11 protein-coding genes are annotated in these 11,656 nt (G+C 66.9%); 3 read left to right on the top strand and 8 right to left on the bottom strand.

Annotated features, from left to right (window positions below):
* Nucleotides 1-3 precede the first annotated feature (3 nt).
* Both AC07WJ_RS20200 and AC07WJ_RS20195 read right to left on the bottom strand, forming a co-directional pair.
* Nucleotides 4-2,007 carry a hybrid sensor histidine kinase/response regulator gene (locus AC07WJ_RS20200; RefSeq protein ID WP_494936432.1) on the bottom strand — a complete coding sequence of 668 codons (2,004 nt, stop codon included), beginning with the start codon at nucleotides 2,005-2,007 and terminating at the stop codon, nucleotides 4-6.
* Nucleotides 2,007-3,503 carry an ATPase domain-containing protein gene (locus AC07WJ_RS20195; RefSeq protein WP_494936431.1) on the bottom strand — a complete coding sequence of 499 codons (1,497 nt, stop codon included), beginning with the start codon at nucleotides 3,501-3,503 and terminating at the stop codon, nucleotides 2,007-2,009. Before AC07WJ_RS20195 ends, AC07WJ_RS20200 begins: the two co-directional genes overlap by 1 nt.
* 203 nt (nucleotides 3,504-3,706) lie before the next feature.
* On the opposite strand from AC07WJ_RS20195, the gene AC07WJ_RS20190 reads away from it, so the two are divergent.
* Nucleotides 3,707-4,894 carry a helix-turn-helix transcriptional regulator gene (locus AC07WJ_RS20190; RefSeq protein ID WP_494936430.1) on the top strand — a complete coding sequence of 396 codons (1,188 nt, stop codon included), beginning with the start codon at nucleotides 3,707-3,709 and terminating at the stop codon, nucleotides 4,892-4,894.
* 27 nt (nucleotides 4,895-4,921) lie between these two features.
* On the opposite strand, the gene AC07WJ_RS20185 is transcribed toward AC07WJ_RS20190, so the two are convergent.
* Nucleotides 4,922-5,809: a cation diffusion facilitator family transporter gene (locus tag AC07WJ_RS20185; protein WP_494936429.1), complete on the bottom strand. Its 888-nt coding sequence runs from the start codon at nucleotides 5,807-5,809 to the stop codon at nucleotides 4,922-4,924.
* A 176-nt stretch (nucleotides 5,810-5,985) separates the two neighbouring features.
* Nucleotides 5,986-6,669: a spermidine synthase gene (locus AC07WJ_RS20180; protein ID WP_494936428.1), complete on the bottom strand. Its 684-nt coding sequence runs from the start codon at nucleotides 6,667-6,669 to the stop codon at nucleotides 5,986-5,988.
* Nucleotides 6,670-6,873: 204 nt separating this feature from the next.
* On the opposite strand from AC07WJ_RS20180, the gene AC07WJ_RS20175 reads away from it, so the two are divergent.
* On the top strand, nucleotides 6,874-7,248 hold the full coding sequence (locus AC07WJ_RS20175; RefSeq protein WP_494936427.1) for a hypothetical protein: 375 nt from the start codon (nucleotides 6,874-6,876) through the stop codon (nucleotides 7,246-7,248).
* Nucleotides 7,249-7,418: 170 nt separating this feature from the next.
* The gene (locus AC07WJ_RS20170) at nucleotides 7,419-7,757 is read left to right on the top strand and encodes a hypothetical protein (protein ID WP_494936426.1); all 339 of its coding nucleotides are present in this window, start codon (nucleotides 7,419-7,421) and stop codon (nucleotides 7,755-7,757) included.
* An 89-nt stretch (nucleotides 7,758-7,846) separates the two neighbouring features.
* Here the strand turns inward: AC07WJ_RS20170 and AC07WJ_RS20165 are convergent, their stop codons facing one another.
* From AC07WJ_RS20165 to AC07WJ_RS20150, 4 genes are all read right to left on the bottom strand, one after another.
* Nucleotides 7,847-9,328: a methyl-accepting chemotaxis protein gene (locus tag AC07WJ_RS20165; protein ID WP_494936425.1), complete on the bottom strand. Its 1,482-nt coding sequence runs from the start codon at nucleotides 9,326-9,328 to the stop codon at nucleotides 7,847-7,849.
* Between the two features lie 515 nt (nucleotides 9,329-9,843).
* Entirely contained in the window at nucleotides 9,844-10,260 is a 417-nt protein-coding gene (locus AC07WJ_RS20160) for a cupin domain-containing protein (RefSeq protein ID WP_494936424.1), read from the bottom strand.
* 159 nt (nucleotides 10,261-10,419) lie between these two features.
* Nucleotides 10,420-10,851: a GyrI-like domain-containing protein gene (locus tag AC07WJ_RS20155; RefSeq protein WP_494936423.1), complete on the bottom strand. Its 432-nt coding sequence runs from the start codon at nucleotides 10,849-10,851 to the stop codon at nucleotides 10,420-10,422.
* 134 nt (nucleotides 10,852-10,985) lie between these two features.
* Nucleotides 10,986-11,636 (bottom strand): GntR family transcriptional regulator, encoded by a 651-nt coding sequence (locus AC07WJ_RS20150; protein WP_494936422.1) that lies wholly within the window; start codon nucleotides 11,634-11,636, stop codon nucleotides 10,986-10,988.
* Nucleotides 11,637-11,656 lie beyond the last annotated feature (20 nt).

The following is an 11,656-nucleotide window of genomic DNA, read 5'->3' as shown; positions in this document are numbered from 1 at the left end:
GGGTCAGGCCGTCCCGACACCTTTGCGAGACGACGCCGCAAGCAGCGTCGAGAGCTTGGCCGAGAGATCGCGCTGCTGATAGGGCTTGCTCAGCCGCGGCAGATCGCTGCTCACGCCCGCAGGCAGGTCAGCATAGCCGGTGGCCAGCAACACCGGCAAGCCCGGCCGCAATGCGCGCGCCCGGTCGGCCAGCTCGACGCCGGTCATGCCGGGCATGGCGTGGTCGGTGATGATGGCATCGACATGGCGGCTGCTGCGCAGGATGTCGAGGGCCTCCTTGGCGGAATTGGCCTCGATGACGGTGTGTCCGAGGTCCTCCAGCATGTCGACCGTGCTCATGGCGATGAGAAAGTCGTCGTCGACGAACAGGATGGTCGACGCCGGCGCGTCCTCCGGCTCGGCTGCGATCTCCTCGGCGGGCTGCACCGGCACGCTCGAAGCGGGGAGCCAGAGTTCGGCGCTTGTGCCGATGCCGATCGCGCTGGTGATGTGCAGCTTGCCGCCGAGCTGGATGGCCAGCCCATGAACCATGGACAGGCCGAGGCCAGTGCCCTTGCCCAGTTCCTTGGTCGAAAAGAACGGCTCGATGGCGCTCTTCAGTGTCGCGGCGTCCATGCCGGTGCCGGTATCGGTCACCGACAGGCGCACATAGGCGCCGGGCGGCAGTTCCAGCTGCGGCGACGGCAGGGCCTGTTCCAGCACGATGCTGAGGTCGCCGCCGTCGGGCATGGCGTCGCGTGAATTGACGACGAGGTTGAGAATGGCGAGTTCGAGCTGGTTGGCGTCGACCACCGCCGGTGGCAGGTCGGTCGAGAGCGCGGTCCTGACGGAAATGAGAGGTCCGAGCGAGCGTTCGATCAGCGAACGCATGCCCCCGACGAGCTGGCCGAGATCGACCGGTTCCGGCTTCAGATCCTGGCGCCGCGCGAAGGCCAGCAGCCGCTGGGTCAGGGCCGCGCCGCGCTTGGCGCCCTCGGTCGCGCCGTCGATGTAGCGTTCCAGCTGGGGCTGACCGCCCAGCCGCTTGCGCAGCAGATCGAGATTGCCGAGGATCGCCGCCAGCAGATTGTTGAAGTCGTGGGCGACGCCGCCGGTGAGTTGGCCGATGGCCTCCATTTTCTGGGCTTGGCGGAGCTGTTCTTCGTTCTGCCGCAACTGGGCCGTGCGTTCGTCGACCAATTGCTCGAGCCGCCCGCTGAAACGCAGCAACTCGGCCTCCGCGTGCTTCTTGGCGGTAATATCTTGGGACACGCCGATCATCCGCGGCTCGCCGCGGCCGGTCACGATACGCGCGCGGATCTCCACCCAGTGGGTGCTGGCGTCCGGCCAAACCACGCCATGATCGATGAAATAATCCTCACCGGTCTCGATGCTGTGCGTCACGGCGGCGACGACTCGGTCGCGGTCGGCCGGCGACACGCTGGCGATCAGGTCGTCATAGGAGAACGGCTCATTCGGCGTGCGGCCGAAGAACGCCTTGCAGAGTGGTGAGGCATTCAACTGCCTGGTCCCGATGGAGAGTTCCCAGGTGCCGAGTTTGCCGGCGCGGAGCGCTGTCGACAGGCGTTCTTCGCCGTCGCGCAGGTCCTCCAGGAAGTCGCGGGCCTGATATTGGCGGCTGCGGCCGCGCAAGGCGTTGCGCACGACGCTGATCAGCGTTTCCGGATGAAACGGCCGCTCGACGAAGATGACATTGCCGAGGATCGCCGAGAGGCGTGCCAAGGCCGGGTTTCGCTCGGGTCCGCCGCCGCGCTTGCTGAGCACGATGAACGGAAAATCCGACCAGGGCGGCTGCGTCTCGATCCACGTCAGCAGAGGCTTCACATCCGCCAGGTGAAAGGCTTCTTCGGTGAGGACGGCCGCGGCCGCGTCCTGCCTGAGGTCCTCCGGCATGCGCGCGAGGTCGTCGCAGGCGAGCGCTGTGATCCCGGCGCTGCGCAACAGCTCGATGGCAACGACCGCGTCGCGGCCGAGCGGAGCGTGGACCAGGACGGGTTCCTGCATCATCACGCGGTCTCGTCCGCGAGGAGCGGCGAGTGGGCGCCGGCATAGACGGGCACCCCTTTCAGCACGCCCTGGAAATCCTCCAGGGGCGCCCCGATCGAAATGCCCCGGCCACTGATCCGGAACTCGCGGATCGTATCCTCGTGGCGGCCCGACCGCTTCTTGATGACAGAAATCGCCCGCCGGACCCGGCCGAGCGCCTCGAAATAGCGCAGCAGAATCACCGTATCGGCGAGATAGGTGACATCGACCGGCGTTTTCATGTCGCCGACGAGACCATGCTGGGCCACCGTCAGGAAGGTGGTCGCTCCCTGCCGGTTCAGGTACTGCAACAGCTCGTGCATGTGCAGGGTCAGCGAATTCTCCTCCGGCATCGCCGCCTGATAGCCGTTCAGGCTGTCGATCACGACGGTCTTGGCCTGGCGTTCATCGACGAGATGGCGAACCCGGTGGGCGAATTCGCCGGGCGTCAGCTCGGCCGCGTCGACCTGCTCGATGAGCAGCGCGCCGTCGTGCTGCATGCCGGCGAGATCGATCTCCATCGCCTTGGCGCGATCGAACAGGAGGCCGAGCTCCTCGTCGAAGATGAACAGCGCCGCCCGCTCGCCGCGCATCACGGCGGCCTTGGCGAAATGCATGGTCAGCAGCGACTTGCCGGAGCCGGCCGGGCCGAGGACCAGCGCGCTCGATCCCTTTTCGATGCCGCCGCCGAGCAATGCGTCCAGCTCGGCGATCCGGCTGGTCGTGACGGTCCGCTCGAAGGCCGTGCGATGTTCGGCGGAAACCAGACGCGGAAACACGATCAGGCCGCCCCGGCGAATGGTGAAGTCGTGATAGCCGCCGCGAAAGCCCTGGCCGCGATATTTGATCACGCGCAGTCGCCGCCGTTCCGCGCCATAGCTCGGGGCCAGTTCCTCCAGCCTGATCACCGCATGGGCGACGCTGTGGACCGTCTTGTCCGTGACGTCGGTGGTCAGGTCGTCGAGCATCAGCACGGTCGCGCCGTGGCGGGCGAAATAGTGCTTCAGCGCCAGGATTTGCCGGCGGTAGCGTAACGAACTCTGCGCCAGCAGCCTGATTTCCGAGAGGCTGTCGACGACGATCCGGTCGGGCTTGAGCCGCTCGACCGTCTCGAAGATCTGCTTGGTGGTCTCGCCGAGTTCGAGATCCGAGGAGTAGAGCAGGCTCTGCTGCTGGTCGGCGTCGAGCAGGCTTTCCGGCGGCGCCAGTTCGAACACCTTGATCAGGTCGCCAAGGCGCCAGCCATGCGACGTGGCGCTGGCGCGAAGCTCGCCTTCGGTCTCCGAAAGCGTCACATAGAGCCCCGTTTCGCCAGCCTTCGTCCCCTCCAGGAGATAGGCCATGGCGATGGTGGTCTTGCCGGTGCCCGGGCTGCCTTCCAGCAGATAGACATGTCCGCGTGCCAGGCCGCCGACAAGGACGTCGTCCAGCCCGGGGACGCCGATCTTGGCCTTGGTCGATACCGTCTCATCCGTCATGAGCGACTGCCGTTTTCCGTCCGCGTTGAGAACCATGTTTCGACAGGAACGAACGCCGGCGCGCCGCCTTGGTTCCCCATTTCCGGCGGCGCGAGGGCTGTTCGCCGCGGCCGGGCCGCGCACCCGGCCGTTCCGGTCCTGCGGCAGAGGGACGCGGGCCGGGGCTGCAGGGGAGCGGACCAGGCCGATATCCGCCCGCCGGCATGGCCGGCGCGCGATTGCGGCTGTGCCGGCAGGGGGTTAGCCGGCGCGACCCGATCGCCCGGGCCGAACGGGATGCTGCGGCTGGAGCCGCATCGGTCGGGCGCATCGCTTGCTGCGTTGCACTGCAGGCGCTATGCTCGTCTCAGTATAAACCCTTTGATCGCCTGGCAGTCGGCCGATCTCAAGCTCTGCCCGGGCCGTCACGGAACCGGCGATTAATGGTCTCCTGGTCCACCGACGAGTTGCGACCCCACGAACGTTTCGAGCATTGGCGCGAAGTGCGCGGCAAGCATTTGGCCGGCGTGAGCATGGATGTCGACCGCGAACGGCGCGGGGCTTTCAAGGGCCGGTTCTCCTCGGTGGCCGTCGGCGGCGCGACGCTCTCGGAAATCCAAGCCACGGCCTATGACGTCAGCCGCACCCCGGCCGATATCAACCGCGTCTCCAGCGACAGTCTGCGCGTCGCCTTTCTGGTCGAGGGGCCCGGCTGGTGCGATACGCCGCTGGGCCGCTGCTACTTGGCCGCCGGTGCGATCTCGACCAGCTATTCCGACCTGCCCTTCGCGGTGGCGCAGCGCCCGGGCAATTTGCATGTCCGGCTGTTGAGGATTCCGCTCGGCCGGCTCGAAGCCCTGGACAGGTCCGCCCGGGATTATCACACCGAGGCGCTCGCCCCGGACGACCGCTACACCAAGCTGATCCGGGCTTCGTTCCTGAGCCTGGCCGACAACGCCTCTCGGCTCGACGGCGAGGAAGCAGACCGGGCGGTCACCGATCTGGCCCAACTGGTGCTGCTCGCCCGTGGCTCGGTGCGCCGCAACCTGCCGGAGAGCCGAGAGGCCGTTCGCGCGGGCCATCTCACGGCGGCGCGGCGGATCATCGCGCGCAACCTGCACCGCCAGGATCTCGACGTCGAATCGCTTGCCAAGATGCTGGTCGTTTCGGTCCGGCAGGTGCATGCCATGTTCGAGCCGACCGGCACGACCTGCCACCGGACGATCACCGCGATGCGGGTCGACGAAGCGCGGCGCCTGCTGCTGCAGACGCCGGAGCGGCCGGTGACGGACATCGCATTCGCCTGCGGCTTCGACAGCATGGCGACTTTCTATCGCGCTTTCCGCAAGGCCGAGGAGGCGACGCCCGGCGATTACCGGCAGGCCCTGCTGAGCGAAAGCCCGAGTGCCTGAGATTACGCCGGCGCCGGAAACCAGGCTTCAGAGCACCACGATACCGGAATGCTTGGCCTTGTTTTCCGGCTCGACATGAATGGTCACCAGCGCGTCCTGGATCTCCGATTTCAGCGCGCGCTCGATCCGGTCGCAAATGTCGTGGGCCTGTGACACCAGGGTCTGGCCCGGCACGACCAGGTGAAAATCGATGAAGGTGACGCGTCCGGCCTGCCGCGTGCGCAGGTCATGGGCCTCCAGCGCGCCGTCGGCCTCGCATGAAATGACGCCGCGGATGCGTTCCAGGGTCTTCTCGGGCACGGCCTCGTCCATCAACCCGCCGAGCGAGTCCTTCATCACCTGCCAGCCGGACCAGAGGATGTTGAGGGCGACCACGGCGGCGAGGGCCGGGTCGAGGATGGCCCAGCCGGTCGCGACCGCCAAAAGCACGCCGAAGGTGACACCGATCGAGGATATGACGTCGGACAGGAGGTGCTTGCCGTCGGCGACCAGCGCGGGCGAGCGCAATTGCCGCCCGCGGGTGATCAACAGCCAGCACCAGCAGGCATTGATGACGCTGGCCAGGCCGTTGACCAGCAGGCCCTCGAGCGGCGCGTCGAGCGCCTTTGGTTCGAGCATTCCGGCATAGGCCGCGCGCAGGATCAGGATGGCCGCCACCACGATCATCACGCCCTCGAGCACGGCGCTGACATATTCGGCCTTGTGATGGCCATAGGGATGGTTGGCGTCGGCCGGCCGCTCGGCCAGGCGCACCGCGAGCAGCGCGGCGATGGCGGTCGCCACGTTGACCGTGCTTTCCAACGCGTCCGAATAGAGCGCGATCGAGCCGGTCATGTGCCAGGCCAGAAGCTTCAGGCCGAGCACGACGATGCCGACGACCAGGCTCCCGGCCGCGAGCTTGAGGGTTTTGGACATGTGTTTCGGCACCGCCTGCGAGGGGGAGCGGCGCTATCTAGCCAACCCCGCCGGCCCTGGCAAGCCCTCGGCGAAACTTATCAAGTCCTTGGATTATCTTGCAAATCAGTTGCAAGAGCAGGGCCTCCGAAGAGCCGGCTCAGGGTCTCGCGCCGGACGTCGGCCCGCCCTGGCGATCAGCGCGGCGCGGCCGTGCGCGTGGCGATCCAGATGACGTGTTTGGCGCCGCCGCGCGCGCCATTGGCGCGGACGCGCAGGTCCTCGACACCGAAGCCGGCCTTGCGCAGCCGCTGGCCGAAGGCCTGGTCGGGCGCCGACGACCAGACCGCCAGCACGCCGCCGGGGCGCAGCGCCTTATGGGCGGCGGCGAGGCCCCGCAGGGTATAGAGCCCGTCATTGGTGTCCCGGCTCAGTCCCTCCGGACCATTGTCGACATCGAGCAGGATCGCGTCGTAGGCGGCGGTGCCCGCCCTGATGAGGGCGCCAACATCGGCTTCGCGCATATCCACCCGGGGATCGGTCAGGCTGTCGCCGAAGATCTCGGCCATCGGACCGCGCGCCCAGGCGATGACGGCCGGCACCAGCTCGGCGACCGTGGCATGGCCGTCCGGCCCGAGCCCGGCGAGCGCCGCGCGCAGCGTGAAGCCCATGCCCAGCCCGCCGATCAGCAGCCGTGGTCGGGTCCGGTCGGTCAGCCGGTCGAGCGCCAGGGTGGCCAGCGCCTGTTCCGATCCGCTGAGACGGCTGTTCATCAATTCGTTGCTGCCCAGCATGATCGAGAACTCGCTGCCGCGCCTGAACAGGCGCAGTTCGCCGCCGCCCGGGATGGACGCGGTGTCGAGCAATTGCCTGGGAATCACGGTCGGGTTCTCCGGTCGGGCGGCGGATCACCTTCGCATAACCCGCGCAGGACGATCGGGCCAGCACCTGAACCGGCGAGATGCCCTCTCCCGTGCCGGTGCCACAGCATTGGCGCCCCTGGCTCCGCCCGGCACAGACATGAAACACGGCGCGCCTACACCAAGGCCGCCCGGAACACCCCGGGGCTCGCCCCAGGATGCTCCATGCCCATCAGCACTTTGCGTCATGCCGCTGCCCGCTTCTGGCTGGCGGCGCTGCTTATCCTTGGCGCCGGCGCCGAGGCCGTGGCGAGGCCGGTGAAGCCGGCCGAAGTCGCGGGCGCCATCGCCTATCTGTTGCGGATCCGCGACGGTGCCTGCCCGGGCATCAGCTTCGACCCGTTCGTCATGTCGAAGATGATCGAACCCGCTGGCCTGTCCGTCGAGGCAGTCAGGCGCAGGTTCCCAAGAGAGTTCGACAGCAGCTACGCCGAGGCCGGCTCGCGCATCGCGGCGGAAAACCTGCAGGCCTATTGCTGGGTGATCCGGTCGCTGTTCGGCCGAACGCCGGGCGAGTTTCCCGGTCTGGTGTTTCGTTGACGGCCGGGGCAGGCGGGCGCCTGCCGGCTCTGCTGGTCCTGCTCCTCTTGCCGGCCGAAGGCGCTTCGGCGCGAGCGTGCCGGCTGGATCACGCGTGGTACCGGGAAAACGTGTCCGGCGCGGAGATCCATTTCAGACCCAGGAACCCCGCGTCTGACGGCAGCCTGACGGTGGGATTGTTTGAGCTGCGGCTGCCTCATGTCGCCGAGCGGTTTCCCGGCGACATTGCCTGGAATGCCGGCGGCAATACCCGCCCGGACGGCCAGGTTGGTCGCGCCTGCGCCGCGGATGAGGAGGCCGACGGGGGCGCCTGTCGGCTCTGGACCGGCAATGCCTATAGTCTCGGCGATGCCGGTGCCGGCCTGCTCGGCGATGCCGGCATGATGGCGCCGCGAGCCATTCTGCTCGCCGATTTCGGCCGGGTGCTCGCCATGACCAGGGCTTTCGCCGAGGCCAATCCCGGACGGGCGGCGTTTGATGTCTTCACGCTCGCCGGCTGCGCGCCGTGAGCCTGGCCTTGCGGCCACGGGAGCTCGGAGGTGAATGCGCGCGATGCCGCGTCCACTGGGCCCGGCATCCCGTCTCAGCGCATCCGGCTTCAGCGCGCCAGCACGCTCGCCGCCTCGCGGGTCGTCGACACCGCCTGGGAGACCTGGGTCACGGCGGCGGAAATGCCGGTCATGTTGTCGGAGATCTCGGCGACGGCCCGCGCCGCGCTCTGCATGTTCTGCGACATGTCGCGGGTCACCGCGCTTTGCTCCTCCACCGAAGCCGCGGTCGCGATCACATTGTTGCGCATGATCTCGACCTCGCCGCGGATCGATTCCAGCGCGCTCACCACCTCGGTCGAGATGGTCTGCACGCCGTTGATCTCGGAGCTGATCTGCTCGGTGGCCTTCGCCGCCTGGTTGGCCAGGTTCTTGACCTCGGCGGCCACCACCGCGAAGCCGCGGCCGGCTTCGCCCGCCCTGGCCGACTCGATGGTGGCGTTCAGCGCCAGGAGGTTGATCTGGCCGGCGATATTGTTGATCAGCCCGACGATGCCGCCCATGGCGGCGGCAGCCTCCGACAGCTTCTTGGCGAAGGTGCCCGCCGCGTGGGTCTGGTCCAGCGCGCTTTCGGTCGCGGTCTGCGACTTGGCCATGCTCTGCGAGATCTCGACCACCGAGGCGGCGAGTTCCTCGGCCGCAGCGGCCATGGTCTGGACATTGCCGCGGGTGGCCTCGGCGACCTGGGCCGCGGAGCTCGATTCATGGGTCGAGCGCGCGACGGCCTGGTCGATCTCGCCGAAATTCTGGTCGATCATGTGCCGCAGTTTGGCGAGCAACTGGACCTGGCCGGTGATGTCGGTGGCGAATTTCACCACCTTATAGGGTCGCCCGGCCGCGTCGAAGATCGGGTTGTAGGAGGCTTCGATCCAGATCTCCTTGCCGCCCTTGCCGATCCGCTTGTATTGCGCCGCCTGGTATTCGCCGCGTTTCAGCGCCTCCCAGAACTGCCGGTATTCCGGGCTCGACCGATGGGCCGGCTCGACGAACATGGAATGATGCTCGCCCTTGATCTCGCTGAGCGAATAGCCGAGCGCACCCAGGAAATTGGCGTTGGCGTCGAGGATCTTGCCGTCGAGCGTGAATTCGATCACGGCCTGCGCCTTGCGGATGGCGGCGACCTGGCCGGCGCGATCGGCATCCTCGGCCTTCTGACGGGTGATGTCGGTGGCGAATTTGACCACCTTGAAGGGCTTCTTGTCGCGCCCGAACAGCGGATTGTAGGAGGCCTCGATCCAGATCTCCTTGCCGCCCTTGCCGATGCGCTTGAACTGGGCGGCCTGGAACTCGCCGGCGCGCAGCTTGCTCCAGAAGTCGCGATATTCGGCGCTGTCCCGATAGGCCGGCTCGACGAACATGCCGTGATGTTTTCCGGCGATTTCGGGCAGCGTATAGCCTACCGTCGCCAGGAAGTTCTCATTGGCGCTTAGAATGTTGCCGGCGAGGTCGAATTCGATGACGGCCTGGGCTCGGTCCAAAGCTGAAAGCTTTGCCTCGATCTCTCTGTTTTTCTTCGATCCTAGATTGAACATGTCTGGCCCCGCGCCGCAGAAAGGTGACTTCGCTTCATGAGGGCCGGCCTGAGTTCACAGGTCCGGTCGATTCGTATTTCCAAGTTTCACCAAAGTTGTATCTTCTGTTTAATAAGTTGTTACGCAGAGTAGTAATGCATATGCTTACGTAACGTAATTACTGGGCGTTTGCAGGGAGAGAAAATGTCGCTCTCCGGCGATTATTTAGGAGAAATGACACGCGTCCGGCCTTGCGCCGCGGGTATGTACGATGGCCGTCACCGGTTTTGTGGAGATTCCATCAAAAATTGCATAGGTTCGGCCGCGCTTCGCCCAAGGCGGGCAATGGACTGGGATAATTCCAGGAACACCCTTGCCGTCGCCCGTCATGGATCCCTCGGGGCGCGGCGCGCGGGCCGAGCGCCACCCAGCCGACCCTCGGCTCGACGATCTCGGCCGGCGCGCCTTCACGACTTGGCGGCCGAAACCTTGAAGGCGCACGCCGGCGTGCGGAGCCCGGCCCGCGCCATCGCGCCTCAGGCATCGCCTGGCGGATTTTGGGCGAACCAGTCCGCGACGGCCGGCATGTTCGGTTCGAAACCACCGGGGATCCAGACATTCAGCACGCCGGCTTTCTCGGCGCCGCGGTTTTCGAAGTCGTGGGTCGTGCCGCCGGGGATCAGCACGAAGGCACCCTGGCGCGCGTCGACCCAGCGCTCGCCGACCAGGATGCTCATGGTGCCCGCGATGACGTAGAACATGTCGTCTTCCGGGTGGGCATGCGCGCCGGGCCCCTTGGTGTGGGGATCGAGCCACCATTCGGAAACGCAGCAGCGGTTCTGCGTCTCTTCGCCATCGGCCTTGAACACCGCGCCGATGCGGCCCATCGGATAGCTGCGGCCGGCGCCTGGTTCCAGGATGACGGGCGATCTCGGGTTCTGGCCGTCCTGCATGGTTGCGCGTCCTTTTTGCTGGTGGCCGGACAGGCAGGCCCGGCGCGATGCTTTCGGAGGCGAGCTTTGATCTAGGGCGGGAGAGGGCCGCGTCCAGAGCCTGCGGCGGTCGATCGCAATTGGGCGCTCGGACGGCGACGCGCGTCATCGGCCATATCGTTATGCCAGGAGTGCGTGGATCCAGGTATCTTGCTGCGTGGAGTCGTCTTTGAAGGCGCCGTAGATTTCCCAATTGATGCCGGCAGGCTTCAAGTTTTCCTTGGCGCACCAATTGAACAAGACCTGCCAGGCGCCGGAAAGCCCGTCGAAGGGACCGACCAGCAGAAAGCGTGCCGCCCGGCCGGCGGGCAACGCCGAGGTCACGACCTCGCCGACCGGCGCGAAGGCCCGCGCGACCACCACGCCCGGCTCCATGTCGAGCCGGCCGTCCGTCGACGGGCGCCAGAGGGTGCAACTCGGTCCGATCGGGCCGACATCCAGCGACTTCAAGGCCGCATCGATCTTGCGCCGCGACGAACGCTGTGCCTCCGGGATCTCGGACATCGGCACTATGGCTTTGACGACGGCGGTCAGCTGGCGTTCCACCGTCACGATGCTGCACTCACCGGGCTTGCTCGAGGTTGTCACGGGGCTCTCCCTTGTTCGCGGCCATTCGCGATCTCCGGAGGACGAACGAGCCGGCGTCGATCCGACATGGCGCGAGATGTTTCTAGTGTGGCGCTCACCTAGCGTTTCACATCCACCACCTTTTGAAACACCGACAAGGTCCGCCGGATGTGCTCGCGCATGGCGCGCTCGGCGGCGGGGGCGTCGCGGGCGGCGAGCGCGTCGACGATACGCTGGTGGTCGGCATTGCCCAGGCGCATTTCCTCGCCGAGCGTGAGGCGGGCGATCGGGCCGTTGAAATAGAACTGGCCGGTCTCGTAAATGGCGCTGGCGAGCGCCGGGTTCTTGGCGGCCGCGATGACCGCGTCATGGAAGGCCCGGTTGGTCTTTACCCGCAGCGCCTCGTCGGCCGGCATCAGGGCGAGGCGTTCCCGGTGCAGGCGTGAAATGGCGGCGAGGTCGTCCTTGGTCGCCCGTTCCGCCGCGAGATAGGCGGCATAACCTTCCAGGGCGGCGCGTATCTCGGACTTCTGCCGCATCTCCTCGGCGGTATATTCGCGCACCGACCAGCCGCGCTTGCGTGGCACGATCAGGCCGGCTGCCGCGAGCCGCTGCAGGCTTTCGCGTACCGGCGTGCGGCTGACGGTCAGGCGCTCGGCGAGATCCGCCTCGATCAGCGGTTCGTTCGGCCTGAGATCGCCGGTCACGATGGCCGCGCGCAGCCATTCATAGACATCGCCGGAGCGGCGGGCAGCGGGGCTCCTGGTCATCGCGAGGCCACCACCGGCAG

The organism is Phreatobacter sp. GW821-FHT04C01, from assembly GCF_059420385.1.
Note: the sequence above shows the minus strand (reverse complement) of the source record. Positions and strands in the feature narration are given on the sequence as shown.

Bases quoted from the DNA above. Each gene is read 5' to 3' on its own strand.
- AC07WJ_RS20175 (WP_494936427.1), top strand. From the start codon at position 6,874: ATGCCCATCAGCACTTTGCGTCATGCCGCTGCCCGCTTCTGGCTGGCG.
- AC07WJ_RS20185 (WP_494936429.1), bottom strand. From the start codon at position 5,809: ATGTCCAAAACCCTCAAGCTCGCGGCCGGGAGCCTGGTCGTCGGCATC.
- AC07WJ_RS20150 (WP_494936422.1), bottom strand. From the start codon at position 11,636: ATGACCAGGAGCCCCGCTGCCCGCCGCTCCGGCGATGTCTATGAATGG.
- AC07WJ_RS20160 (WP_494936424.1), bottom strand. From the start codon at position 10,260: ATGCAGGACGGCCAGAACCCGAGATCGCCCGTCATCCTGGAACCAGGC.
- AC07WJ_RS20165 (WP_494936425.1), bottom strand. From the start codon at position 9,328: ATGTTCAATCTAGGATCGAAGAAAAACAGAGAGATCGAGGCAAAGCTT.
- AC07WJ_RS20195 (WP_494936431.1), bottom strand. From the start codon at position 3,503: ATGACGGATGAGACGGTATCGACCAAGGCCAAGATCGGCGTCCCCGGG.
- AC07WJ_RS20190 (WP_494936430.1), top strand. From the start codon at position 3,707: ATGGCCGGCGCGCGATTGCGGCTGTGCCGGCAGGGGGTTAGCCGGCGC.
- AC07WJ_RS20200 (WP_494936432.1), bottom strand. From the start codon at position 2,007: ATGATGCAGGAACCCGTCCTGGTCCACGCTCCGCTCGGCCGCGACGCG.